The sequence below is a fragment of the Streptomyces sp. NPDC037100 genome (assembly GCF_055606225.1).
Genome location: NZ_JBVJSX010000006.1, coordinates 23,171 through 48,541, shown reverse-complemented (window position 1 = coordinate 48,541; position 25,371 = coordinate 23,171). Strand labels below are relative to the sequence as shown.

Here is a 25,371-nt window from a genome sequence, read left to right as displayed (position 1 = left end):
GCCTTCAGCCGATTCCGGGAATGAGGGAGATGAGCAGGTCGATGATCTTGATGCCGACGAAAGGCGCGACCAGGCCGCCGAGGCCGTAGATCGTCAGGTTGCGCCGCAGCAGCTTGTCCGCGCTGACCGGCCGGTACTGCACGCCCTTCAGGGACAGCGGCACCAGCGCGATGATGACGAGTGCGTTGAAGATCACCGCGGACAGGATCGCGGAGTCCGGGGAGGACAGACCCATGATGTTGAGCTTGTCCAGGCCCGGGTAGACGGCGGCGAACAGCGCAGGGATGATCGCGAAGTACTTCGCGACGTCGTTGGCGATGGAGAACGTCGTCAGCGCGCCACGCGTGATCAGCAGCTGCTTGCCGATCTCCACGATCTCGATGAGCTTGGTGGGGTTGGAGTCGAGGTCGACCATGTTGCCGGCCTCCTTGGCGGCCGACGTGCCGGTGTTCATGGCCACGCCGACGTCCGCCTGGGCGAGCGCGGGAGCGTCGTTGGTGCCGTCACCGGTCATGGCGACCAATTTGCCGCCGGCCTGCTCCCGCTTGATGAGGGCCATCTTGTCCTCGGGGGTGGCCTCGGCGAGGAAGTCGTCGACGCCGGCCTCCTCGGCGATCGCCTTGGCGGTGAGGGGGTTGTCGCCCGTGATCATGACGGTCTTGATGCCCATGCGGCGCAGCTCCTCGAACCGCTCCCGCATGCCGTCCTTGACGACGTCCTTGAGGTGGATGACGCCCAGGACACGGGCGCCGCGGGCGTCCTCGACCGCGACGAGCAGCGGCGTACCGCCGGCCTCGGCGATGCGGTCGGCGATCAGGTCCGCGTCGTCGGCGACGGTGCCGCCTTGCTCCCGGACCCAGGCGGTGACCGAACCGGCCGCGCCCTTGCGGATCTTGCGCCCGTCGACGTCCACACCCGACATCCGGGTCTGAGCGGTGAAGGCGATCCACTCGGCACCCAGCAGCTCGCCCTGGTGGCGCTCCCGCAGCCCGTAATTCTCCTTGGCGAGGACCACGACGGAGCGTCCTTCGGGCGTCTCGTCGGCCAGCGACGACAGCTGCGCCGCGTCGGCGACCTGTGCCTCGGTCGTGCCGCGTACCGGCACGAACTCGGCGGCCTGGCGATTGCCCAGGGTGATGGTGCCGGTCTTGTCCAGCAGCAGGGTGGAGACGTCACCGGCGGCCTCGACCGCGCGGCCGGACATGGCGAGCACGTTGCGCTGCACGAGCCGGTCCATGCCGGCGATGCCGATCGCCGAGAGCAGGGCGCCGATCGTGGTGGGGATCAGGCAGACCAGCAGAGCGACGAGCACCACCAGCGTCAGGTGGGTTCCCGCGTAGTCCGCCAGCGGGGGAAGCGTGGCGCAGGCGAGCAGGAAGACGATGGTGAGCGAGGCCAGGAGGATGTTGAGCGCGATCTCGTTCGGCGTCTTCTGCCGGGCCGCGCCCTCGACCAGGTTGATCATCCGGTCGATGAAGGTCTCGCCGGGCTTCGTCGTGATCTTGACGACGATCCGGTCGGAGAGGACCTTCGTGCCACCGGTGACCGCCGAGCGGTCGCCGCCCGACTCGCGGATCACGGGGGCCGACTCACCGGTGATCGCCGACTCGTCGACGGAGGCCACGCCCTCGATGACGTCTCCGTCACCGGGGATGATGTCTCCGGCCTCGCAGACGACCAGGTCGTCGATCCTCAGCTCGGTGCCCGGCACCTGCTCCTCGCGGTCGCCCACGAGGCGGCGCGCCACCGTGTCGGTCTTGGCCTTGCGCAGGGTGTCGGCCTGGGCCTTGCCGCGGCCCTCGGCGACGGCCTCCGCCAGGTTGGCGAAGATCACCGTCAGCCACAGCCAGGCGCTGATGGTCCAGCCGAACCAGTCACCCGGGTCCGTGAAGGAGAAGACCGTGGTCAGCACGGAGCCGATCCACACCACGAACATCACGGGAGACTTGACCATCACCCGCGGGTCGAGCTTGCGGAAGGCGTCCGGCAGCGACCTGACCAGCTGCTTGGGGTCGAAGAGGCCCGCGCCGACGCGGCCCTCGGGGGCCTTGTGCCCGGTGGGGGCGTCCTGGTGGGGCGCGAGGGTGGGAGTGGACATGGAGTCCTGCTTCTTTACGTCGGTGGTCATCACGCCAGCCCTTCGGCCAGCGGTCCCAGCGCGAGGGCCGGGAAGTACGTCAGACCGGTGATGATGATGATCGTGCCGACCAGCAGCCCGGTGTACAGCGGCTTGTCCGTGCGCAGGGTGCCCGCCGTCGCCGGGACCGGCTTCTGCTCGGCGAGCGAGCCGGCCAGCGCCAGCACGAACACCATCGGCAGGAAGCGGCCGAGCAGCATCGCCAGGCCGATCGTGGTGTTGAACCACTGCGTGTCCGCGTTGAGGCCGGCGAACGCCGAGCCGTTGTTGTTCGCGCCGGACGTGTAGGCGTACAGGATCTCGGAGAACCCGTGGGCACCGCTGTTCGTCATCGAGTTCGCCGGGGTCGGCAGGGCCATCGCGAACGCGGTGAAGACGAGCACGAGCGCCGGGGTGATCAGGATGTAGCAGGCCGCCAGCTTGATCTCGCGGGAGCCGATCTTCTTGCCCAGGTACTCGGGGGTGCGGCCGACCATCAGACCGGCGATGAACACCGCGATGATCGCCATGATCAGCATGCCGTAGAGGCCGGAGCCGACGCCGCCGGGTGCGATCTCGCCCAGCATCATGCCGAGCATGGTGATGCCGCCGCCGAGGCCGGTGAAGGAGGAGTGGAAGGAGTCCACCGCGCCGGTCGAGGTGAGCGTGGTCGACACGGCGAAGATCGACGAGCCGCCGATGCCGAAGCGGGCCTCCTTGCCTTCCATCGCCCCGTTCGCCAGTTCGAAGGCCGGGCCGTGGTGGGAGAACTCGGTCCACATCATCAGGGCGACGAAGCCGAGCCAGATGGTGCCCATCGTGGCGAGGATCGCGTAGCCCTGCTTCACGGAGCCGACCATGACGCCGAAGGTGCGGGTCAGGGCGAACGGGATCACCAGGATCAGGAAGATCTCGAACAGGTTGGAGAACGGGGTGGGGTTCTCGAACGGATGGGCGCTGTTGGCGTTGAAGTAGCCGCCGCCGTTGGTGCCCAGTTCCTTGATGGCCTCCTGGGACGCGACCGCGCCGCCGTTCGACTGCTGCTGTCCGCCCATGAACTGGCCGACCTCGTGGATCCCGGAGAAGTTCTGGATGGCGCCGCAGGCGACCAGCACGATCGCGGCGACGAAGGCGAGCGGCACGAGGATGCGTACGACACCGCGCACCAGGTCGGCCCAGAAGTTGCCGAGCTCACCGGACCGGGAGCGGGCGAAGCCCCGCACCAGCGCCACCGCGACGGCCATGCCGACGGCGGCGGAGACGAAGTTCTGCACGGCCAGACCGGCCGTCTGCACGACGTGGCCCATGGCCTGCTCGCCGTAGTACGACTGCCAGTTCGTGTTCGTCACGAAGGAGACGGCCGTGTTGAACGCCTGATCCGGGTCGATCGCGTCGAAGCCGAGCGAGCCGGGCAGGACCCCCTGGAGTCGCTGGAGGGCGTAGAGGAACAGGACGCCGACCACGGAGAAGGCGAGGACGCCGCGCAGGTAGGCGGGCCAGCGCATCTCTGTGTCGGGGTCGGCGCCGATGCCCTTGTAGATCCACTTCTCGACGCGCAGGTGCTGCTTCGAGGAGTACACCTTGGCCATGTAGGTGCCGAGGGGTTTGTAGGCGAGTGCCAGCGCGGCCACGAGAGCGAGCAGCTGAAGCACGCCGGCGAGTACGGGACCCATCTCTTGTCTCAGAACCTCTCCGGGAAGAGCAGGGCGAGGACGAGGTAGCCCAGCAGGGAGACGGCCACGACGAGGCCGACGATGTTCTCGGCGGTCACAGCTTCGTCACCCCCTTGGCTGCGAGAGCCACGAGCACGAAACCCGCGATCGTGACGACGACGAAGGCCAGATCGGCCATCGCGAACTCCTGGAGTGAGGTTCGGTTGATACGGACGACTAGAGGAAAGCGCATCTGTGGCCGGATCAGGCCGGTCGTTGACGCCTCCCTTACGGCGGGGCCCACGGCTTTGACGGAACCCTGACGGCATCCGGTCCGAAGGGGCGAGCAGACCCGCCCCGGAGCAGGTGATCCGGCCTCACGGCAGCCGGAAACGGAGACGGCAGATCACCGCGTCCGTCTCCCGCCGCACGGCGTGCGCGACGACCGCGGCCCGCTGGTTGTTCAGCAGCCGCTGCCACAGCCGCTCAGGCTCCGTCTCCGGGATCAGCACGGTGACCCGCGCGCCGGGCTCGGCGGCGCCCACGTCACGGACGTACGCGGCGATGGGGCGGCCCAGCGAGCGCCGCTCACATTTCAGCCCGACCAGCGGCACCCCGGGGTCCCACTCCGCCCAGGCCCGCTCCAGCGCGTACAGGGCGGCGCGGTCCTCCGGGTCGGGGTGGCAGACGGTCACCGCTCGGACCTCGTCGCCGAGGGAGGCTGCCGCGGTCAGCGCCTCGGAGGTCAGGCGGGAGATCGAGGAGACGGGCACGATCACGACCGAGCGGTCGCGGTGCGGGACCTCGGGGATCCGGCCCAGGCCGAGACGCTCGCCGATGCGGGCGTAGGCGCGGTGCACGGTCTGGAAGGCCACGACCAGCAGGGGCAGGGCGATGACGATCAGCCAGGCACCCTCCTCGAACTTGGTCGCGGTGACGACGACCGCCGAGACTCCGGTGAGCAGCCCGCCGAAGCCGTTGAGGACCGCCTTGCCCCGCCGGCCCGGACCGCGCCGGCTGCGCCAGTGCCGGACCATGCCGGCCTGGGCGATGGTGAAGCCGACGAAGACACCGATGGCGAACAGCGGCACGAGGGTGTTGGTGTCACCGCCGGAGAAGACCAGGAGCGCGCAGGAGACCAGGGCGAGCACGAGCACGCCGTGGCGGTGCACCTCGCGGTCCGCCTTCAAGGCGAAGACGTGCGGCAGGTAGTTGTCGCGGGCCAGCAGCTTCAGCAGCACCGGAAGGCCGCCGAAGGAGGTGTTCGCGGACAGGGCGAGCAGGATCATCGTCGCGGACTGGATCACGTAGAACGCCCAGTTGTGGCCGAGCGAGGCGTCCGCGAGCTGGGCGAGGACCGTGACGCCCTCGACCGGCTGGAGATGGAACCGGGAGATCAGCACCGACAGACCGATCAGCATCACACCGAGGACGGCTCCGAGCGCGACCTCCGCGCGCTGGGCGCGCTTGACGCGGGGGACGCGGAAGGAGGGAACGGCGTTGGCGATGGCCTCGACGCCGGTGAGGGCGGAGCAGCCCGAAGCGAAAGCCTTCAGCAGGAGCAGGGCGCCCACGGCGGTGGCGTTGTCGGCGAGTACGGAGGGGTGGCCCGCCGCGGTCGCCGTGCTCACCGGCTCGGTCCGGAACAGGCCGACGGCGATCAGCACGAGGATCGAGCCGACGAAGACGACGGTCGGCACGATGAACACCCTCGCCGACTCCACGATCCCGCGCAGGTTCACTGCCGTGATCAGCGCCAGCACGGCCAGGCACACCGCCAGCCGGTCGTCGTAGAGGGCGGGGAAGACCGAGGTCAGGGCGGCGACTCCGGCAGTGACGGCGACGGCGACGTTCAGGACGTAGTCCAGCACCAGCGAGGCCGCGGCCACCAGGCTCGTGCGCGCGCCCAGGTGCGCCTTGGCGACGGCGTAGGAGCCGCCGCCGTCCGGAAAGGCCGCGATCACCTGCCGGTACGAGGCGACCAGCACCGCCAGCAGCCCGGCGATGGCCAGCGTGACCGGCAGGGTGAAGCCCAGACCGTGAGCACCCGCGGCGGCCAGCACCAGGACGATCGCCTCGGGCCCGTAGGCCACTGATGCCATGGCGTCCAGGGACAGGGCGGCCAGACCGGTGACGGCGGTCAGCCGGTGGCGCTCACCGGTATCGGGTGGTTCCTCGCCGGCGGGCACGGCATCCGGCTGGGCGGTCACTGCGGTCATGGACAGGTGCTCCTTCGAGCGGTGTTCGGGTGCGCCCAGGTTCTGTCCGATTCCCATCGCGTCCGACTGTTCCTTGCGCCTTCTTCGCGCCCGAACGGCCAACTTTGACGGGATGTTGATACGCGAGTGACATGGGCGACGGCAGAGCCCTCGCCCCGGCTGCCCGGCCGCTCGGGCGGTGCGAGGCGGTGTCGGAGCAAGATGCCGTTCGGTATCCGTCAGAGCCGCGTCAAGGCGCGCCGATCGACAGCCCCGGCGCATTAGCGTCCAGCCCATGGGACGCCGTGACGATGCACACGGGGGACGGCTCGCCGCACGGGCGGAGGACCCCGACGGAACCAGTGAGGCGACGAACGACCTCGAGCGCGCACGTGAACTGCGCAGCGCAGTCCTCTGCGCCGGCGTATTGCTGTCCTTCCTCCTCCTGCTCGACTGGGGCTCCGGCCTGATCACTCCTTGGCGGGCCTTGCTGTGGTTCGTCCTCGCCGGACTGCTCTACGCCGTGCTCTACCCCCAGCGCGTGTCCGCGGGCGGCAATTGGCTGACCACACGCGGCCTGGTCCGCGGGCACCGGGTCCGCACGGATCTGCTGGTGTCGATACGCTGCCTGGACGGGGTCTCCCAGCGGCTCCTGCTGCGAGATCGCCTGGGAGGACGTGTCGAGATCGACCCCGGGGTCCTGGTGCGCCACCCGCACTTGTGGTTCTGCCTGGAGCGGGGGGCTCGGAAGGCCGCCGACGACGGCTCGCTGCTCTGCGGCGCGACCGCCCTGCGACGCCTCTCGGAACGCGTGGACCGCGAAACAGCCCGCGCCGTTTTCAAGATCTCCGGCCTGGAGTGAACGTCAGCCCTTGCGTGCCGCGCAGCCTTCGTCCGGGCTGCCCCCGGGGCGGGGCGCCCAGCAGCTCGGCGCCGCCTTCGAACGGCTCACGCCTGGGAGCGCATGGCGGACCCGGCAGGCCCAGCCGCAGCCGGCAACCGTCCCGTTCGGGGTCACACTGCGCCGCCTGGAAACGGCAGCCGTCCTGTTCGGGGCCACGCTGCGCCGGCTGGAACCGGCCGACGCCGACGCCGTCCAGGATGCGGTGGGGAGCCCGGTGTCCCGCCATCGGCTCAGCGTCTGGCGATCCACCGGCGAAGAGGCCCCGCCCAGTCGGCGTCCGTACGCCCGGTCCCTGAGGCCGCGAAGGGCCTGCGAGCGGTGAGGAAGCCTCGCACGACATCACACTGAGTGTCTGCTGCCGACCTCGCGGATCCACCGCGGCTTCGCGGTCGAGGTGGCGCGCGAACGACCGCCGGACCTGGTCCCCTGGGCCGCGGTGGCTGCGCTCTCCGGGTTCTTAACGCGGTCTTGACGCATTTGGAGGGCTCATCCGTGGGCCCACGCGTCACTGTGTGCTTACGCTGGTGCCGCCGTCCGCGTGATGGCCGGAACTCCACGCCGATCCGCGCATCAGGAGCACGCCGATGGCCACCACGGAACGCCCACCGCGCCGTCTGCGTGCCTGGATGCTGGAGGGTCTGTCCGACATGGGCAGGACGGGCGGTCACACCGGGCCCCACGCCGCGCCGGAGCCCGCCCACAAGGGCCAGCCGTGGTACCGGGTCATGTGCCTGACCGGCGTGGACTACTTCTCGACGCTCGGCTACCAGCCGGGCATCGCCGCCCTCGCCGCAGGGCTGCTGTCGCCGGTCGCGACCATCGTCCTGGTGGTGGTCACCCTGGCCGGCGCCCTGCCGGTCTACCGCCGCGTGGCCCAGGAGAGCCCGCACGGCGAGGGTTCCATCGCCATGCTGGAGCGGCTGCTGTCCTTCTGGAAGGGCAAGCTGTTCGTCCTGACCCTGCTGGGCTTCGCGGCGACCGACTTCCTGATCACCATCACACTGTCGGCCGCGGACGCCTCCACCCACCTCGTGGAGAACCCCCATCTCGCAGAAGCCCTTCACGACAAGCGGCTGCTGATCACCCTGATCCTCATCGCGCTGCTCGGTGCGGTGTTCCTCAAGGGCTTCCTGGAGGCGATCGGTGTCGCGGTGGTCCTGGTGGGCGTCTACCTCGCGCTCAACTCCGTGGTGGTCGTCGCAGGTCTGTGGCACGTGCTCACCGAGGGGCATGTCGTCACCGACTGGTCCAGCGCCCTGACCGCTGAACACGGCAATGTCCTCACCATGATCGGCGTGGCGCTGATCGTCTTTCCCAAACTCGCGCTCGGCCTGTCCGGTTTCGAGACCGGGGTGGCGGTGATGCCGCACGTCAAGGGCGACCCGGGCGACACGGAGGAGAGCCCGAGGGGCCGGATCAGGGACACCAAGAAGCTGCTGACCGTCGCGGCCGTCATCATGAGCTGTTTCCTGATCACCACCAGCTTCATCACCACCCTGCTGATCCCGGAGAGGGAGTTCGAGCCGGGCGGCCAGGCCAACGGCCGTGCCCTCGCCTATCTCGCGCACGACTACCTCGGCAACACCTTCGGCACGGTCTACGACGTCTCGACGATCGCCATCCTGTGGTTCGCGGGTGCCTCCGCCATGGCCGGCCTGCTCAACCTGATGCCGCGCTACCTGCCCCGGTACGGCATGGCCCCGCACTGGGCCCGCGCCGTCCGCCCCATGGTCATCGTGTTCACGCTGGTGGGCTTCCTGGTCACCTGGATCTTCGACGCCGACGTCGACGCGCAGGGCGGCGCGTACGCCACCGGCGTCCTCGTGCTGATCAGCTCGGCGTCGATCGCGGTGACCATCGCGGCCCGCAAGGCGAGGCAGCGGGGCTGGTTCATCGCGTTCACGGTGATCTCCGTGGTGTTCCTCTACACCACGGTCGTGAACGTGATCGAACGCCCCGACGGGGTGAAGATCGGCGCCTGCTTCATCGCCGGCATCATTCTCATCTCCCTGCTCTCGCGACTGGTGCGCGCCTTCGAACTCCGCGTCACGAGCGTGACGCTCGACGACATGGCGGAACGGTTCGTCAGGGACATAGCCAGCCGCAAGATCCGCTTCATCGCCAACGAGCCCGACAGCCGGGACAAGGCCGAGTACCGCGAGAAGATCGAGCAGATCCGCGCCGACAACGACCTGCCCGAGCAGGAGGACTTCGTCTTCCTGGAGGTGACCGTCACCGACCCGTCCGAGTTCGAGGCCGGTCTGACCGTGCGCGGTGAGGTCTTGCACAACCGATACCGCGTCCTCACCTTGGAATCCTCCTCCATTCCCAACGCCCTGGCGGCCCTCCTCATGCATGTCCGCGACACGACCGGCACCGTCCCCCATATCTACTTCGAGTGGACCGAGGGCAACCCCTTCGCCAACTTCCTGCGCTTCTTCCTCTTCGGCCAAGGGGAGGTCGCGCCGGTCACCCGCGAGGTGCTGCGCGCGGCGGAACCGGACCGGGCCCGCCGCCCGCGCGTACACACCGGCTGACGTGAGAAACCGGGCCGGCCCTCCACCCGTCGCCCCCGTTCTTCTTCCTGCTGCGGGATCCGCCTTCGGAACGGGCGGACTGGCCCACCGGGGCTCAGCATCACCGGCTGTTCCGTTGATCCCCCGCGGCCGTGAGCGCACAGCCGGCCACGGGCGAAGGCGCCGAGCCCGAGCGCGCCGAACGTCTGAGCGGAAAAGGTGGCGGTGGCGGTGCCAGTGCCGGTGGCGGCCCGGACGTCGGCGTCGCGCCGGTTCTGGGCTCGGGTGATCGCCGTGTCTGTCGCCGCCTGCGGGGTCACGCGTACAGATCGCGTATGGGCCTGGCTCACGGCGGCCCCGCCCTGGGGGAGGGCGGTATACGCTGCTGGACGGCCCTGTCTGCGTTTGCGTCGAAAAGTGGTGGATTCCGCGATGAGCGGTGAACCTCCCAGTCGCATGCCGCACGGCGCCGCCCGCACCAGGACTCCGTAGGGGAGCCGGGGGTGGCGTCCCGCGGCATGCCGCATCCCACGTCACGTCCCGTTCCTCCTGCCCCTGGAAGGGGTCCCCCTCATGTCCGAGCGTCGTCTGCGCGGCCTGCGCGCCTTCACCCCCGGCAAGCCGCCCGTCAAGCGTTCCGCCGCCGGAGCGGCCACCGAGCAGCCCGGCCCGGACGCGCAGGCCGTGCGGCACGAGCGGGACAGCAGTGTGATCACCGCCGCGCTGTACGAGGACGGCCGGCGCATCAGCACCCTTGACTCGCTGACGGAGACCTTCCGGGAACTGCGCAAGCATCCGGGCGGTATGGCGTGGATCGGCCTGTACCGGCCGGACCCGGCGGAGCTGCAGTCCCTGGCGGCGGAGTTCGATCTGCATCCGCTGGCGGTCGAGGACGCGCTGGAGGCGCACCAGCGGCCGAAGCTGGAGCGCTATGGCGACACCCTGTTCGTGGTGCTGCGGGCCGCCCGGTACATGGATGCCGCGGAGGAGGTCGACTTCGGGGAGCTGCACGTGTTCGTCGGCCGTGACTTCGTCATCACCGTCCGCCACGGCGCCGCCCCCGATCTGGCGGCGGTCCGCGCCCGGATGGAGAACAGTCCCGATCTGCTCAAGCGTGGTCCCGAGGCGGTGCTGTACGCGATCATGGACGCCGTCGTCGACGGCTACGCCCCCGTCGTGGCGGGCTTGCAGAACGACATCGACGAGATCGAGACCGAGGTCTTCGGCAATGCCCCCGGTGTCTCGCGCCGCATCTACGAGCTGTCCCGCGAAGTGGTGGACTTCCAGCGTGCCACCCGCCCGCTGGCGGGCATCGTGGGCGGTCTGTCGGCCGGGTTCGAGAAGTACAACATCGACGAGGAACTGCGCCGCTACCTGCGTGACGTCGCCGACCACGCCACGCACGTCACCGAACGCGTCGACGGGTTCAAGCAGGCCCTGCAGGACATCCTCACCGTGAACGCCACGCTGGTCACCCAGCAGCAGAACGAGGAGATGAAGGCCCTCGCCGAGGCCGGCCACGCGCAGAACGAGGAGATCAAGAAGATCTCCGCCTGGGCCGCCATCCTCTTCGCCCCCACCCTGGTCGGCACCATCTACGGCATGAACTTCGACCACATGCCCGAACTGGGCTGGGTGTTCGGCTATCCCTTCGCCCTGCTGCTGATGGGCGTGGTCTGCGGCGGCCTGTACGTCGTCTTCAAGCGCCGCGACTGGCTGTGACCCCGGCGGCGTTCCGCCCCGGCCGGCAGGAGGAGACCACCATGAGGCCCACTCTGCGCACCCTGCTCCTCGCCGCGATCGTGGCCTGGATCGTCTTCATCACGGCGTACATCGCCCTGACCGGATAGACCCGTGCCCGGTGACACCGGGCACCGGCCGGGGCAGAGGGAGTCGGGGACACCACAAGGAAGGGGGCCGGCGATGGCCGAGCGGGACGATGACAGGGCGGCCGGGGGCGGTGATGTCCTGCCGCCGGCGGTGGTCGACTGCGCACTGTACGAGGATGGCCGACGGCTCCCGGGACGCACCGGGCTGGAGAAGATCCTGCAGCGGATAGACCCCGACGGGAGCCGTTTCGCGTGGATCGGCCTGTACGAGCCGACCGCCGAACAGTTCCAGCGTGTCGCGGACGCCTTCGACCTGCACCCGCTGGCGGTCGAGGACGCCGTCCACGCCCACCAGCGGCCCAAGCTCGAACGCTACGGCGACATCCTCTTCCTCGTGCTGAAGACCATCGTCTACTGCGAGCACGAGGAGATCACTCCCACCAGCGAGATCGTCGACACCGGCGAGATCATGGTCTTCGCCGGGCCCGGTTTCGCCATCACCGTCCGCCATGGCAGCGCACCGCCCCTGGACGCGGTGCGCCGCGAGCTGGAGGCCGACCGCCACCATCTGGGGCACGGGCCCGCGGCCGTCCTGCACGCCGTCGCCGACATGGTCGTCGACCACTACCTGGACGTGGCCGACGCCTTCCAGATGGACATCGACAGCCTGGAGAGCGAGGTCTTCTCCCCCGGCAAGCCCGTCGATCCCGCCCGCATCTACCAGCTCAAACGCGAGCTCATGGAGTTCAAGCGCGCCGTCGCCCCCCTGGCCGGCCCCCTGCAGCGCCTCGCGTCCGGGACCATGCCCGACATCCCCGCAGACGTCTGCGCCTACCTGCGCGACGTCGCCGACCACCACCAGCGCGCCAACGAGCAGATCACCGGCTTCGACGAACTGGTCACCGGCATCCTCAATGCCAGCTCCGCCCAGCTCAGCGTTCAGCAGAACGCCGACATGCGCCGCATCAGCGCCATGGCCGCCCTCATCGCGGTGCCCACCATGGTCGTCGGCGTGTACGGCATGAACTTCGACCACATGCCCGAACTCACCTGGCGATACGGCTACCCCGCCGTCCTCACCGTCATCGTCGTGGTCTGCACCCTGACCTACCGAGCCCTGCGCCGCAACAAGTGGCTCTGAGCCACGAAACGACACCGCGCGGCACCACGCCCGAGCCGGGGACCGACCGAGCGCCCAGGCGCCGCCCGGTCACCGGTCAGTCCTGTACACCGTCCTCGTCGTCGAAGGCCTTCTCCCGCCGCCCCGCCCGGCCACGAATGCCCCGTCGCCCGCGAGCCCGGTCGATGTGCACCCGCACCGAGCCCTTGATCAGCCTGCTTCAGTCAAGGCCGCGTGCGCGGCGGCGAGGATCTCCCCGGAGAGCGGGGAGCCCTTGGTGGCCCGGGACAGGACCAGCGCACCGAACAGGGTGCAGAGCCGGACCATGCCGTCCTGGTCGTCACCGGCCAGGAAATCGGCGAAGTCGGCCACCCCCTCGGCGTAGACGCGACGGGCCTCGCGCCCCCCGCCCTCGCGTGCGATGTCGGTGGCGAGCGCGGCGACCGGGCAGCCGTCCGCCGGGGCGTCACGGTGCTCGACGGAGAGGTAGGTGTCGATCAGCGCCTGCTGGGCGGCGACGCGCTGCCCGTCGTACTTCTCGAGCCCGGCGCTGTGGCGCTGGGCGAGCTCGGCGAAGGCGTGGGCGGTGGCCTCGTCGACGAGCGCCTCCTTGGAGGCGAACTGCTTGTAGAAGGCGCCGTGCGTCAGACCGGCCGCCTTCATCAGGTCGGCGACGCTGACCTGCATGCCCTGCTCTCGGAACAGCCGGGACGCGGTGTCCACCACCCGCCTGCGGTTTTCCTCCGCCTGCGCCTGCGATACGCGGCCCATGACCACTTCCCCTTTGGATGTCGACTGGCATCTATCATAGCCCTCGTGTTTAGATTACCTCCGTAATCTAATCCCCTGCGGGTGGCCGACGGCGCCCGCCACGACCAGGAGCGAGCATGGAACTGAAGAACGCGGTCGCGATCGTCACCGGCGCCAACCGGGGCCTCGGGCGGCACTTGGCCGCCCAGCTCGTCGAGCGCGGCGCGAAGGTGTACGGCGCGGCCCGACGCCCCGAGACGGTCGACGTGCCGGGCGTCGTCCCGCTGCGGCTGGACGTCACGGACGAGGCGTCGATACGAGAGGCCGCGCGCGTGGCGTCCGACGTCACACTGCTGATCAACAACGCGGGCATCTCCACCGGCACGTCGCTGATCGGAGGCGACGTGGCCGAGGTGCACCGGGAGATGGAGACCAACTTCTTCGGCCCGCTCGTCACGACCCGATCCTTCGCCCCCGTCATCGAGGCCAACGGCGGCGGCGCCGTTCTCAACGTCCTGTCCGTCCTGTCCTGGTTCCACCCGGCCGGACTCGGCTCCTACGCCGCGTCCAAGGCCGCCGCGTGGGCGCTGACCGGCGCCACCCGCGACGAGCTGGCACCCCGCGGCATCGCCGTCTCGGCGCTGCACGTCGGCTACATGGACACCGACATGGCCGCCGACGTGCCCGCCGATCAGAAGGTCGCCGCCGACGACGTCGCGGCCCAGGCCCTTTCCGGCATCGAGACCGGCCTGCCCGAGATCCTCGCCGACGAGACCACCCGTTACGTCAAGCAGAGCCTGTCCGCGGCGCCCCAGCCGAACGCGGACTGACGCTCACCCTCCACCCCGGCGCGACCACCTTCACACCCCTTCACGCAAGGACATCTCATGCGTTACACGAGCTTCGGCCACCGGACCGGACTGCGCGTCTCCGAGTACGCGCTCGGCACCGCGAACTTCGGCACCGGCTGGGGCGCAGGCGCCGAGCCCGACGAGGCACGCCGGATCTTCGACCGGTTCGCCGAGGCCGGCGGCACCTTTCTCGACAGCGCGGACGGCTACCAGTTCGGCGAGTCGGAGGAACTGACCGGAAAGCTGATCTCCGCCGACCGCGACCACTTCGTCCTGTCCACGAAGTTCGCCCTGGGCGCCGCCCCGCATCCGGACATCTCCAAGACCGGCAACAGCCGCAAGAACATGGTCGCCTCGGTCGAGGCCAGCCTGAAGCGCCTGAACACCGACTACATCGACCTGCTGTGGGTGCACTTCCCCGACGAGCTCACTCCGATGGAGGAACTCCTGCGCGGACTCGACGACCTGGTGAGCGCCGGCAAGATCCACCACGCCGCGCTGTCCAACTTCCCCGCCTGGCGCGTCTCGCGCGCCGTAACCCTCGCGGACCTGAAGAACTGGGCCCCGATCGTGGGCATCCAGCACGAGTACAGCCTCGTCGAGCGCACCGCCGACCGTGAGCTCCTGCCCATGGCCGAGAGCCTCGGGCTGGGCGCCGCCCTGTGGTCCCCGCTCGGCGGCGGACTGCTCACCGGCAAATACCGCAGCTCCACCGAGGGACGCCTGAGCGACCTCGGCATGGTCATCCACACCGAGAGCACCGGCCGGAAGACCGCCGTCGTCGACACCGTCCTGGCGATCGCCGAGGAGACCGGCATGATGCCCGCCCAGGTGGCGGTGGCCTGGGTGCGCGAGCGCGCCGCCCGTTCCGTGACCACGCTCGTCCCGATCATCGGCCCGCGCAGTCTCTCCCAGCTCGACAGCTACCTCGGTGCCCTCGACGTCCAGCTGACCGACGAGCAGTACACCCGCCTGACCGATGTCAGCGCGGTGCCGCTCGGCGCGCCCCACGAGGGGATCGCCGCCTCCCTCGACCGCCTCCAGGGAGGCGCCGCCGACCGCGTCACCGCCCCGGTCGTGCCGGTGGCCTGATGGGCGAACGCGGCCGAGGACGCGGTGCGCCCGCGCGCAGCCAGAAAAACAACAAAAACTACCTCGTACTGGGAAACACCCGGGGCGAGCGGAGACCTCGACCTTCACGGACGGGGAACGGAACGGAGACGACGATGAAGGCTTTCATAGTCGAGAACTACGGCGACCAAGCCGGGATGCGCGCCGCCGAAGTACCCGCCCCGCAGGTAGGTGCCGACGACGTCCTGGTCAAGATCCACGCGGCGGGCATCAACCCGCTGGACCTCAGGATCCGCAACGGAGACTTCAAGGCGTTCATGCCCTACCGTCTCCCGCTCGTTCTGGGCAACGACCTCGCAGGGACGGTCGTCCGGGTCGGCCCGTCCGTCACTCGCTTCGCGGTGGGCGACGAAGTCTACGCCCGGCCCGACAAGGACCGCATCGGCACCTTCGCCGAACTCATCGCCGTCCACCAGGACGACCTGGCGCCCAAACCGGCCACCCTCACCATGGCCGAGGCCGCCTCCCTCCCCCTGGTCGCCCTGACCGCATGGCAGGCACTGGTCGAGCGGGCACACGTGCAGCCGGGCCAGAAGGTCCTCATCCACGCGGGCGCCGGGGGCCTCGGCTCCATCGCCGTCCAGCTGGCCAAGGCGCTGGGCGCGCACGTGGCCACCACCGTGAGCACCGCCAAGGCCGACTTGGCCAAGGACCTCGGCGCGGACGTCGTCGTCGACTACCGCAGCCAGGACTTCGAAGAGGTCCTCGACGGCTACGACGTCGTCCTCGACAGCCTCGGCGGCGAGAACGTCGCCAGGTCCCTGCGCGTTCTCAAGCCCGGCGGCACAGTCATCAGCGTCGCGGGTCCGCCCGACCCGGCCTTCGCCCGCGAACTGGGCGCGAACCCGATCCTCCGCCTGGCCATGACCGCCCTCAGCTTCAAGACCCGGCGCAACGCCAGGCGCCACGGTGTGAAGTACTCATTCCTGTTCATGAAGGCCAGCGGCGACCAACTGCGCGGACTCACCCCCCTCATCGACACCGGGAAGATCCGCCCCGTCGTCGACCGCGTCTTCCCGTTCGAAGAAACCCTCCAGGCCATGGAGTACGTCGAAAAGGGACGGGCAAAGGCCGGCAAGGTCGTCGTCGCGATGATGTGAGGGCGGGAACGAGTCCCGAGCGCCGGTCACCGTCGTCGGAGTAGCCGAACCAGGCCCGCTGCGGCGTGCCCCGGTCATGGAGCACCTGCCGGCACAGCTCGTAGACCGCTCCCTCGACGCAGCCGCCGGAGATGCTGCCGACGGCGTTGCCGTCTTCGTCCACCGCGACCGACGTACCGACCGGCAGAGGGGCGCTGCCGTGCACGCCGACGACGGTGGCCAGGGCGAAGGGGCGTGCCTCGCGGCTGAAGCCGTCGCGGCGGACGGTGGACGGCGCGGCCACATCTTCGACGGTTCCATGCGGCGGACCGGACGAAAAGGGGAGGATCTCCTCCCCCCTTCATGCACGGGCGAGCGGTGGGGCGGCTCAGGGCGCGGCTTCGATGGTGATCTCGTCGGCGCCGGCGAGCCGCTCGGCACCGCCGTCGGCCATGTGCCCGAGGATGACCAGACCGGTCGCGTACGGGGCGTCGCGGTAGTAGGTGGCGAGCTGGTTCCAGGGGGCGTAGTACGCCAGGTCGCCGACCTCGGGGTCGGCGCCTTCCGGGGCGCCGGAGGTGGACAGCTTCCGGGGCAGATCGGCGACCTTCTCGACCTGGTTGAGGTCGCGCAGGGAGAGGGGCAGGGGGAGCTGGGCCGCGAAGTCGCGGGCTGTGGGGCTGTCGTTCAGGGTGGCGGCGATGTAGTGGCCGTCGAGAGTGAGCCGGATGTTCACCGCGGTTGTCCTGCCGGTCGGCGTGGTGGCTGCCGGGGCCGTCGAAGCCTGCGGCGACGCGGGCGCGGAGGAGGAGGCGGCGGAGGAGGAGGAGGAGGAGGAGGACGGGGAATCGTCGGTGCAGGCGGTCACGACCAGCAGCAGGGCGGCGGCCGGGACCACGCGGGCGAGAGCGCGGAAGGGGGCGGGGTTCACGGGGGCGTCCTGTGGCTAGTCGGGCAGAGACTCGGAGTAGCGGCGGAAGCCGTCCCGCTCGGTGTGGATGTCGTACAGGCGCTGGACCAGCGTGTCGGGGCTGCTGTCCCCGTGCCATCCGGCCCTGCGGGGCCGCCGCGCAGGCCGACGTGGGAGAAGAACAGTTCCTCGCCGTCGACGGCAAAGACCACCACCCGCACCCGGCGCCGCGGCCGGCAGAAGGTCCAGCCACAGTTGCAGCGGGTCCTGGACGACCTCACCGCCACTCCGGCCATCGTGCAGGGCAGGCGCGGGGACATTCTCGCCTGGAACGCGCTGGCCGCCGCCCTGGTCACCGACTTCTCCCGTCTCGCGGAAAAGCACCGCAACTACCCGCGGATCATCTTCACGGACCCCGCCATGCGCACCCTGTACGCCGACTGGGAGAGCTCCGCGCACATCGCCGTCGCCCAACTGCGCATGGAGGCCGCGAAGTATCCCGAAGACCCGCGCCTGATCGAGCTGGTCGGTGAACTGTCCATAGCGACAAGCAGTTCGCCCGCTGGTGGGGCGATCACCACGTCGCCGCCCGCACCGTGGGCACGAAGACCCTCAACCATCCGGTCGTCGGCGAGCTCGTCCTGGACTGGGACACCCTCACCGCCAACACCGATCCCGACCAGCATCTGACCGTCTGGACCGCCGAGCCCGGCTCCCCCACCCACGAACGGCTGCGCGTTCTCGCCTCCTGGGCCGCCGACCAGGGCCTGCCCGCCTCCTCCCCCCACAGCTGACCGCGACGGACCGCTGTCCTGAAGGCAGCTGCAGGTGCTGTAGTGCGGCATCCTGCGGCATCGGATCTTGGGGTAATCGCGCAGGGGCCCTCACTCCCTCACTCCGGATATTGAACACATCCATGCAGCTTGGGTCAGGGCAGTTGCTGCTGCTCGGAAGTTGTTCCCGGCGCCGCCCGGTCCGCGACGGTGATGTGATGCCCTGCCGCCCTTGCGGCCGCGGTGCGACGCCAGTAGTAAACACGCTTTGGACGCCCATGATCGTTGTCACCGCCGGACATGCGGGCCCCAATCGCATCCCCCGACTACTGAACCGGATCGACTGGGACGCCGACGCGTAGCCCGGTGATTGTCCAGGGCCCGGACGAGTTCCGGCCGGGTTCGCGTGCGCAGCATCACGGCCATCGGACAGGAGATCGAATTGCGGGAGCAACAGCCTGCCGAGACTGAATTTACTCCGCTCCAACGATTTCCATATTTTAAGCCCAGCGGTAACCGGCTGCGCGCAGCAGAAACACGTCAGGACGCCAAAAGCCCGCCGGGCCGTGACACATAAGCGGTAATGTGGGAGTCACGTACTGGTGGCGAATCCTCGCTAGTCAATCGTGGAGTCCACATGTCAACTGATCTGTTGATGTCCAAAATCGCGAAGCGTTTCGAACTTCTCGATGTCGACGGCGATGGCGCGATCACGGCCGCAGACTTCCAGGATTCTCTTCGCCGTCTGGCCGAGGAGTTCGACGAACCACCCGGGGCGCCGAAGTACGAAGCACTCAGCAAAGCGTACGCCCAGCTCTGGGAGCAGTTGTTGCGGCACGCGGACGCGGATGGCGATGGGGTGGTCACTCGCGAGGAGTACGTCGCATCGCTGCATGCCGACGGTCCGATCGACTACGGGAGTGTCATGCGCCCCCTGGCGAAAGCAACGCTCGAACTGTGCGACACCGACGACGATGGTCGGATCGGCCGCGAGGAGCTGCGCCGGGTACAGCGCAGCCTGCGCATGAACACCACCGACGCAGACTTGGCGTTCACCGCGCTGGACCGCGACGGCGACGGTTCCGTCAGCCTGGAGGAACTGATTCGGGCGATTGAGGAGTTCTACACCAGCACCGACCCTGCCGCTCCGGGGAACATGGCTTTCGGCTCCTACTGATCCACGTGCCGGTGCCGGGTGACGACTCGGCACCGGCACGCAACGCCATTCAGCGGGCCATCTCGCGAGCGGCGGCAGCCGACGCCGGACGAGAGATGCGTTGCCGGGTCAGGGCCCGCTGCCACTTCCCGCTTGTGGTACGGGGCAGGGAGTTGGCAGCGACGGTGTGAACCTCCACGACGTTGATGTCGAGCGCCTCACACACCGCTCGCCGTACACGCCTGGCGGTGGATTCGGGTGCTCCGGTGCGTGCGACCTCGATCGCCACAGCGATGCGCTCATCACCGTCGTGGTCCGTCACGGGGAAGGCGACGCAGTGTCCCCGATGGACGCCCTGGACTTGGCTCGCGACCGCCTCGATGTCCTCCGGGAAGACGTTCACACCCCGAATGATGATCATTTCCTTGATGCGGCCCGCGACGAACAGCTCTCCCCGGAGCTGGAAACCGAGATCGCCGGTGCGGAACCAAGAGCCGTCGAAAGCTTCCCCGTTGGCCTCGGGATTTCCGTAGTAGCCGGTGGTCACGGCTGGACCGCTGATCTGGACTTCGCCGAGTCGGCCGGGACGGCACAGCTCTCCGGACTTATCCACCAGCCGCATACGCATGCCGTGGACCGGCTTGCCGACGGCCACGAGCGCTTTGACTCCGGGGTGGTCGTGGGGGCGCAAGCGAACAGCGCCTTCGTTGCTGAGCACTTCCCGGTCCACGTGCACCACGCGGGGCCGGCTGCCCGGTTCGGGAAAGGTGATCGCCAAGGTCGCCTCTGCCATCCCGTAGACGGGATACATGGTCGACGATGCGACCCCGGCCGGGGCGAAGCGCTCCTCGAATGTCGTGAGTGTGGCGGCGCGGACCGGTTCGGCGCCGTTGAAGGCGATGCGCCAGCGGCGCAGATCCAGCCCGGCGAGGGTCTCCGGGGTCGCCGCCGAAGCCAGGCGTCGATAGGAGAAGTCCGGCCCGGTCATGAGCGTGCCGCGGCTTCGGGCCATTTCTGCCAAGAGGCCCGTCGGCTTTCGGATGAAGGACATCGGGCTGAGAAGGGCCGCGCTGCCGCCGTTGAGCAGCGCGGCGAGCATTCCGAAGAGTCCCATGTCGTGATGGGGCGGCACCCACTGCACGAGCACGTCGTCCGGCGTCAGTCCACCGGACAGCACAATGGCGCGCAGACCGGCCAGAACTGCCCTGTGCGGGAGCATGACGCCCTTGGGCTCGGCGGTGCTGCCGGAAGTGAACTGAACGATCGCGAGATCGTCGGGCGCCACCTCGGGCAGGCTGCCGCTGCCGCGTGCGCCGATGTCGGCTCCTAGGAGCGCCAGACCGGGACAGGATTCGCGCAGATACCCGATAGCGGTCGGATCTACTGCGTCGGTGATCAGGTGACGCATTCCTGCCGCACGCACAGCGCGGGCGAGACGAGTTCTGCTGCTGCTGGACAGCCCCTTCAGTGCCGGCAACGGACAGACCGCCGCACCCGCCCGCAGTACGCCGAAGAGGCTCACCAGGAAGTCCGCCGAGGTCGGAACGGCGAGACCGACCACGGCTCCTGGGTGTACTCCGTGGCGGAGCAGGCCGCGGGCGAATCGGACCGATGCCCGGTCGAGTCGGGCGGCGTCCAGGCTCACGTTCATGCCGGGGAACGTGGCGGTCGCGGCCGGAAAATGACGTGACAGTGCTGCCAAGGCCGCGGGCAACGTCGCCTGGTCCAGTGGATGGTCCGCTGCTGTGTTCATCGCGAGGTCCGTTCCCGGTGCTGCGAAAAAGTGATGGCGAGCGGTCCGGCCGGGGAGATGCTCGCCCCGTTGTGCGTGACGTCCGCCACGTACCTGTCGGAATCGGCGTTCATGCGGAACGACTCCAGGAAGTGCCGGGTGATGAGTTTGCTGGTGAGTGTGGCGAGATGGACACCGGGGCAGATACGGGGGCCTGCGCCGAAGGGGACCAAGGCGAAGCCGGGCGGGGTCGCCTCCGTTTTTCCGACACCGAAGCGGCCGATTCGGAATTTCTCCGGCTCGGGGAACAGGTCCGGGTCGTGGTGGGCAGTGAGAACGGAGAAGAACACATGGCTGCCTGCGGGAATGTGGTGTCCTGCCCAGGCCAGGTCGACGCCCGAACGCCGCGGGAGATGCGCGAGGGGTGGGTGCAGACGGGCCGTCTCGGCGAACACCGCCTCGAACAACGACTGTCCCCCGAGAGGGTCTTCCCCCTGGAACCCCCGACGGAGCTGTTCCTGTAGTTCCGCGTGGCGAGCCACCAGCCACAGCATCCGGGACAGCAGGTAGCCCGTGGTCTCGTATCCGCCGAGAAGGAGAATGGACAGGTTCTCGGCGATCTGGAGGTCCGATGGCCGGTCGTCCAGCGCTCTGAGCCGGGTAACCGCGTTGTCGCGGTTACCGCTTGGCCGGCGGGCGGCGGCGAGGAGACCGGCGCGCAGTGCATGGCGCGCCCTGACGGCACGCTGCACGGCGCGCATACCCTCCGCGGTGCCTAGAGGCCGAGGTGCCTGCAGTTGGATGTACGCCTCCAACAGTTCCTCGGTGTCGCGCGGTGCGATACCCGCGAGAATCTGCGCGGAGATCTCGAACACGAGTCTGCGGACGAGAGGGAACACGTCGACGGTTCCGCCGAGCTCCGTAGTGACCCTGCGAAAGGCGGAGGTGATGTGCGGGGCGTAGGCGGCAACGGCACGTCGTTTCAGCAGCGGCATCACCGCCCGCCGGTACGTGTCGTGAAGACGCCCATCGAGATTGAGCATCCCGTGTCCAAAGGCTGCTCCCAGGACACTGTTCCATCCGTCGGCATGACTGAGCGCACCATCGTCGGCGTGGAAGAACCGACGGGCGAAGTCCGGCCCGTGCACGTAGAAGCACCGGTCTGCCTCCACGGGACCCAGCGCGGGAGCCGCGAACAGGCCGGACGCTCCTTGAGCCCAGTGCTTGACCGCCCGCGGATCGGTCTCGCGCGCCGGGCAGGCAGGGCTGCTTGGCGTACTCATGTCGTGCCGTTCCCTGTCGATCCTCCTGGGTAGTTCTGCATCGGCGTGGGCAGTTCGGTCGCCATCAGCTGTGCGACGAGGTCGTCGAGGGTGCGCGCGCCGATGAAAATCCTCGGGTCCACCTGGCGAGCAAGACCGAGCGCCTCCTCCGCCAGGACCAGCAACTCAACCCGGGCGAACGAATCCAGGCCCAGGTCTGCCGCCAGTGACGTTTCCCCGCTGATGTCTTGGGCGGACAAGGCCGGGTTGACCTGCATCAGATTCTGTACAAGCGCATCGAAGACTTCGTCGCGACTGGCCATCAGAGAACTCCCGAGATAGGCACCAGAGGTCCGGTCCACTCCAACGCACCGAACCTCCTTCCCTCACCTTTTGGCGCAGCTCGGCCGTCGCCACGCCGAAAGTCCCTCTTTCGAGTGAGCGCCGCGTTGTCCCTCAGGGAGGATCACTATGCTCTCCGGTGTGAGCGGGTGACATGGGTGCGGGACCGACTTAGCCCAAATGGAGGCACGGCGATGGATACGTGTGTGAACCGTGGGGTCACGCTCCGGCAGTCCGTGCACTACGACGACCTCGATGCCATGGGCATGCTGCACAACGCCCGATATCCCGTCCTGGTCGAGCGCGCGATTTCCGATTTCTGGTCTCGGTATGGTGTCACCATGCGGGACGGCCGCCCGAGCCATCCCGACGGGGCGATCGCCGTTCGCGAGATGAGCGTTTCGTACCTGTCCCCGGTGCGGGAATCCGGCGCCGTGGAGATCCGGATTTGGGTCGAGCGAATGGGCAACACCAGTGCGACGTACAAATTCGCCGTGGTCTCTCTGGACGGCCGCACGGTGCACGCGGAAGGGCATCGCGTCGTGATCAAAATCGACCTGGCGAACGGCCGCCCGTCACCATGGAGCCCCCAGTACACGGCTGTTGTCGAGCAGGAGCTCACCGGCCGGCCGGCCGCGCCTCCTGGCAAGGCCTGATCAGACCTCGGCCGGACGGGCCGCGCGTCAGGGGCAGTGTGCGGCGGTCTCCGACAGCACTCGGCTTCGCCGCTATGACCTGGGCCCGGTCAGGGCCCGTCCGGCGGTTCGTGCTCGGGGAGGCGTGAGTAAGTTGGCCGCACGCCTTCCGTACTTGTTGAGGTTATAAAGAAGGACCAGCAGGTCAGACGCTCTTCGCAGCGGTCTCAAGAATGGCGACGCGCGAGCGTCACGGCCGGCGATCCGGCCTGCCCCAGCTCAATTCTCCACGTGGTCACAAGCCTTAGGCACCGCCCTCGATCAGGATAAGCAGGCCGAGGCGGATCAGGACCGGCAGGAGGACATGACGGTTGCTCGCGAACACCTTCGGCAGCCAGCACCGGCTGTGGGACACGCCGGACGTCTTCCGGTTCGCCCCGGACAGCCGGAAGCTGGTCGGGGCCGAACTCCAACTGCCGTACGTGTACGCCGCCGCCGAGACCTCCACCCGCCTTCCCGTCATGCCCGCCGTACGCCGGGGCGGGCTCCGCGCGGACGAGGTCCGGGACTTCCGGCACGAGATGTGCACGGTGCTGTGCCGCGCTCCCGGCGATGCCGTGCTGACCTGCCTTCGCGACCTCGACGTCCTCGACGAACCGCTGGAAGCCGGCATCGGCATCGCCCCCGACGTGGCGCTCCTCCTCAGCACGGCACCGCCGTCGGCTGGAGCCAAGAAATGAGCAGGTAGCAAAACAGGGGGTCGCAGGTCTGTCCCGCGTCAAGTACACCGGGCAGGCCGTGCCCTGGGGAGATCCGTCAGCGGGCAGGCTGCGATCCCATCGGCACGGTGATCAAGGTGAATGGGCCTGAGACTCCCCGAGGAGCAGGGCCTGGCAAGGCCCGCGCTGTCTTCGGGGTGTACGACGTGGGGGCCGCGGCCAACGCGCGCCCCATCCCCGGGGGTTGGCCGCCTCGCTGGGCGTCAAACTACCGGCGAGCGCGGCGAACCACGGCGTCATCACCTCGGCGCGGCTCGCCCATTGGCGCGCTCCTGGCAGTGACCGCGGACGGAGCGATCGTCCAGACAGCAGGCGGCGGCACGTGAAGCCCTCGCTGCACGAACTCCTCGACCAGACCTGCTGTGCCGCGACGTAGCGGTCGGCCTCGTGCGTCTGAGGGCGGCCACTATTCGGAGTCAGGGTGCATCTGTACCCACCGGCCGTCGATGAACTTCATCTCCACGCCGTAGTACGGCTGGGGCGGGGCGACCGGCCGCTTGCCGCGGTGTGGCACTGTCGACGGCTTGGGGCGGTCGGCGGGCTGCACCTTCGCGGCACCCGGCTTCATTTTCGCGTCGCGCTTCCGCAACGCTTCGATCCTCTTGAGGAGTTCGGCGCGGCTGATGTCTTTCGGTACCCGGGTGAGACCGGTCGGAGCCGCCGAACGGGTCGACGAGCGGTCCGTGGTCGACCGGCAGTCGCGGTGCACCGGGTGTCCGCCCGGCGCGAAGACGAGCTTTTTCTTGGCCACCGGTAGGCGGCATACGGCACAGCGCTGGAGCGCAGGCTTGGATTTGAACGCGTCGGACACGATCCCCCCGGATGGCGATGCCTTGGTGGGACAGCAGAATAGGCGCGCTGGTGACAGCCCGGGAGACTTCGGGCGAAAACCGTTGCGCCTCCAAGACGTGCGTCACGGTGCGTTGCGGCCCCAACTCGCCCGACGATGGACGTGCCCAGGCCGCAACGCCTTGGAACCACCCCGCCTCAGCGCCCGGCGCCCCGGCCGTTACGACCGGCGGCGAGCCGGCCCTCCAGGCCCGTGATGAGCGTGTCGATCACCAGCCGGAACATGTGGTCCTGATCACGGCCTGCCTGGTCTGCGTCCGTGCCCTCGTCCGCGCCGGAAGCGGCACCGGGGGGCTTGAGGCTCGCCCACTGCTGGAGCGAGCCGTTGAGTTCGGCGCCGAGGACGCCGACGACGACGGCGACCATGAGAGCGGCGGTCTCCGGGACCTCCGGCTGCGGCACCCCGGCAGCGGCCACGATCGCGGTGAGCGCGGTCCAGAACGGGTCGTCAGGCTGGATGAAGTCCGGCTGGTGACTGAACGAGTAGGCCATCAACTCGGGGTGACGGTGCGCCAGGGTCCGGAAGTCCATGGCCAGCAGGCGGATGCGCTCCTGCCAGGGAGCGTCCTGAAGCGTCACGGTGCGGAACTGGGCTCCGACCGTTCTCGCCACCCCGCGCAGCACGGCTTCCTTGTTCGGCACGTGGTGGTACAGCGACATCGGGTTCGCGTCGAGCACGGTGGCGAGTTTGCGCATGGTGAGCGCCTCGACCCCGTCCTCGTCGATGAGCCGCAGGGCGGCGGCATAGATCCCGGCCTCGGTCAGAGGCACGTCCCTCTTCCTCGTT

General features: G+C 69.0%; 23 protein-coding genes and 2 pseudogenes. 12 read left to right on the top strand and 13 right to left on the bottom strand.

All coding sequences use genetic code 11. From position 1 onward, the window contains the following. Positions 1-4: 4 nt before the first annotated feature. The 5 genes from kdpB to ACZ7EG_RS20550 all read right to left on the bottom strand — a co-directional run bounded on the left by kdpB (position 5) and on the right by ACZ7EG_RS20550 (position 5,987). Positions 5-2,128 carry a potassium-transporting ATPase subunit KdpB gene (gene kdpB, locus ACZ7EG_RS20570; RefSeq protein ID WP_471080554.1) on the bottom strand — a complete coding sequence of 708 codons (2,124 nt, stop codon included), beginning with the start codon at positions 2,126-2,128 and terminating at the stop codon, positions 5-7. Continuing rightward, entirely contained in the window at positions 2,128-3,789 is a 1,662-nt protein-coding gene (gene kdpA, locus ACZ7EG_RS20565; RefSeq protein ID WP_471080551.1) for a potassium-transporting ATPase subunit KdpA, read from the bottom strand. The genes kdpB and kdpA overlap by 1 nt, the downstream gene beginning before the upstream one ends. A gap of 8 nt (positions 3,790-3,797) precedes the next feature. Next, positions 3,798-3,887 (bottom strand): K(+)-transporting ATPase subunit F, encoded by a 90-nt coding sequence (gene kdpF / locus ACZ7EG_RS20560; RefSeq protein WP_388244487.1) that lies wholly within the window; start codon positions 3,885-3,887, stop codon positions 3,798-3,800. Beyond that, positions 3,884-4,021 (bottom strand): hypothetical protein, encoded by a 138-nt coding sequence (locus tag ACZ7EG_RS20555; RefSeq protein ID WP_471080548.1) that lies wholly within the window; start codon positions 4,019-4,021, stop codon positions 3,884-3,886. The genes kdpF and ACZ7EG_RS20555 overlap by 4 nt, the downstream gene beginning before the upstream one ends. A gap of 124 nt (positions 4,022-4,145) precedes the next feature. Further along, positions 4,146-5,987 (bottom strand): APC family permease, encoded by a 1,842-nt coding sequence (locus tag ACZ7EG_RS20550; RefSeq protein ID WP_471080545.1) that lies wholly within the window; start codon positions 5,985-5,987, stop codon positions 4,146-4,148. A gap of 274 nt (positions 5,988-6,261) precedes the next feature. On the opposite strand from ACZ7EG_RS20550, the gene ACZ7EG_RS20545 reads away from it, so the two are divergent. From ACZ7EG_RS20545 to ACZ7EG_RS20525, 5 genes are all read left to right on the top strand, one after another. Beyond that, complete coding sequence (locus ACZ7EG_RS20545; RefSeq protein WP_471080542.1) at positions 6,262-6,828, top strand: hypothetical protein; 567 nt, start codon at positions 6,262-6,264, stop codon at positions 6,826-6,828. Between the two features lie 626 nt (positions 6,829-7,454). Continuing rightward, positions 7,455-9,407: an APC family permease gene (locus tag ACZ7EG_RS20540; protein WP_471080539.1), complete on the top strand. Its 1,953-nt coding sequence runs from the start codon at positions 7,455-7,457 to the stop codon at positions 9,405-9,407. A gap of 552 nt (positions 9,408-9,959) precedes the next feature. Further along, positions 9,960-11,108: a magnesium and cobalt transport protein CorA gene (locus tag ACZ7EG_RS20535; protein ID WP_471080536.1), complete on the top strand. Its 1,149-nt coding sequence runs from the start codon at positions 9,960-9,962 to the stop codon at positions 11,106-11,108. Continuing rightward, entirely contained in the window at positions 11,105-11,236 is a 132-nt protein-coding gene (locus ACZ7EG_RS20530; RefSeq protein ID WP_471080534.1) for a hypothetical protein, read from the top strand. The genes ACZ7EG_RS20535 and ACZ7EG_RS20530 overlap by 4 nt, the downstream gene beginning before the upstream one ends. A gap of 73 nt (positions 11,237-11,309) precedes the next feature. Next, positions 11,310-12,356, top strand: a complete 1,047-nt coding sequence (locus ACZ7EG_RS20525; protein WP_471080531.1) for a magnesium and cobalt transport protein CorA — start codon at positions 11,310-11,312, stop codon at positions 12,354-12,356. Between the two features lie 189 nt (positions 12,357-12,545). Here the strand turns inward: ACZ7EG_RS20525 and ACZ7EG_RS20520 are convergent, their stop codons facing one another. Beyond that, complete coding sequence (locus ACZ7EG_RS20520; protein WP_471080528.1) at positions 12,546-13,106, bottom strand: TetR/AcrR family transcriptional regulator; 561 nt, start codon at positions 13,104-13,106, stop codon at positions 12,546-12,548. 116 nt (positions 13,107-13,222) lie between these two features. Here ACZ7EG_RS20520 and ACZ7EG_RS20515 point away from each other — a divergent pair, with 116 nt between their 5' ends. The 3 genes from ACZ7EG_RS20515 (at position 13,223) to ACZ7EG_RS20505 (ending at position 16,167) form a co-directional block, all read left to right on the top strand. After that, positions 13,223-13,915 (top strand): SDR family oxidoreductase, encoded by a 693-nt coding sequence (locus ACZ7EG_RS20515; RefSeq protein ID WP_471080525.1) that lies wholly within the window; start codon positions 13,223-13,225, stop codon positions 13,913-13,915. Positions 13,916-13,972: 57 nt separating this feature from the next. After that, complete coding sequence (locus ACZ7EG_RS20510) at positions 13,973-15,028, top strand: aldo/keto reductase (RefSeq protein WP_471080522.1); 1,056 nt, start codon at positions 13,973-13,975, stop codon at positions 15,026-15,028. Between the two features lie 134 nt (positions 15,029-15,162). Further along, the gene (locus ACZ7EG_RS20505) at positions 15,163-16,167 is read left to right on the top strand and encodes an NADP-dependent oxidoreductase (RefSeq protein ID WP_471080519.1); all 1,005 of its coding nucleotides are present in this window, start codon (positions 15,163-15,165) and stop codon (positions 16,165-16,167) included. 10 nt (positions 16,168-16,177) lie between these two features. Here ACZ7EG_RS20505 and ACZ7EG_RS20500 read toward each other — a convergent pair. Then, a pseudogene (locus ACZ7EG_RS20500) lies at positions 16,178-16,450 on the bottom strand (XdhC family protein); the annotation flags it as partial. Between the two features lie 84 nt (positions 16,451-16,534). Further along, positions 16,535-17,077 carry a cyclophilin-like fold protein gene (locus tag ACZ7EG_RS20495; RefSeq protein ID WP_471080517.1) on the bottom strand — a complete coding sequence of 181 codons (543 nt, stop codon included), beginning with the start codon at positions 17,075-17,077 and terminating at the stop codon, positions 16,535-16,537. Between the two features lie 183 nt (positions 17,078-17,260). Between ACZ7EG_RS20495 and ACZ7EG_RS20490 the strand changes: the two are divergent. Further along, a pseudogene (locus ACZ7EG_RS20490) lies at positions 17,261-17,850 on the top strand (MmyB family transcriptional regulator); the annotation flags it as partial. Positions 17,851-18,466: 616 nt separating this feature from the next. Next, positions 18,467-19,006 carry an EF-hand domain-containing protein gene (locus ACZ7EG_RS20485; protein ID WP_471080514.1) on the top strand — a complete coding sequence of 180 codons (540 nt, stop codon included), beginning with the start codon at positions 18,467-18,469 and terminating at the stop codon, positions 19,004-19,006. 49 nt (positions 19,007-19,055) lie between these two features. Here the strand turns inward: ACZ7EG_RS20485 and ACZ7EG_RS20480 are convergent, their stop codons facing one another. From ACZ7EG_RS20480 to ACZ7EG_RS20470, 3 genes are all read right to left on the bottom strand, one after another. After that, on the bottom strand, positions 19,056-20,738 hold the full coding sequence (locus ACZ7EG_RS20480; protein ID WP_471080511.1) for an AMP-binding protein: 1,683 nt from the start codon (positions 20,736-20,738) through the stop codon (positions 19,056-19,058). Beyond that, the gene (locus ACZ7EG_RS20475) at positions 20,735-21,865 is read right to left on the bottom strand and encodes a cytochrome P450 (protein WP_471080508.1); all 1,131 of its coding nucleotides are present in this window, start codon (positions 21,863-21,865) and stop codon (positions 20,735-20,737) included. Before ACZ7EG_RS20475 ends, ACZ7EG_RS20480 begins: the two co-directional genes overlap by 4 nt. Positions 21,866-21,996: 131 nt before the next feature. Further along, positions 21,997-22,302 (bottom strand): acyl carrier protein, encoded by a 306-nt coding sequence (locus ACZ7EG_RS20470; protein ID WP_471080505.1) that lies wholly within the window; start codon positions 22,300-22,302, stop codon positions 21,997-21,999. 255 nt (positions 22,303-22,557) lie between these two features. Here ACZ7EG_RS20470 and ACZ7EG_RS20465 point away from each other — a divergent pair, with 255 nt between their 5' ends. Beyond that, complete coding sequence (locus ACZ7EG_RS20465) at positions 22,558-22,977, top strand: acyl-CoA thioesterase (RefSeq protein WP_471080502.1); 420 nt, start codon at positions 22,558-22,560, stop codon at positions 22,975-22,977. Between the two features lie 350 nt (positions 22,978-23,327). Next, positions 23,328-23,696, top strand: a complete 369-nt coding sequence (locus ACZ7EG_RS20460) for a hypothetical protein (protein WP_471080499.1) — start codon at positions 23,328-23,330, stop codon at positions 23,694-23,696. A 445-nt stretch (positions 23,697-24,141) separates the two neighbouring features. Here the strand turns inward: ACZ7EG_RS20460 and ACZ7EG_RS20455 are convergent, their stop codons facing one another. Both ACZ7EG_RS20455 and ACZ7EG_RS20450 read right to left on the bottom strand, forming a co-directional pair. Then, positions 24,142-24,546 carry a hypothetical protein gene (locus tag ACZ7EG_RS20455; RefSeq protein WP_471080496.1) on the bottom strand — a complete coding sequence of 135 codons (405 nt, stop codon included), beginning with the start codon at positions 24,544-24,546 and terminating at the stop codon, positions 24,142-24,144. A gap of 176 nt (positions 24,547-24,722) precedes the next feature. After that, positions 24,723-25,355 carry a TetR/AcrR family transcriptional regulator gene (locus tag ACZ7EG_RS20450; RefSeq protein WP_471080493.1) on the bottom strand — a complete coding sequence of 211 codons (633 nt, stop codon included), beginning with the start codon at positions 25,353-25,355 and terminating at the stop codon, positions 24,723-24,725. Positions 25,356-25,371 lie beyond the last annotated feature (16 nt).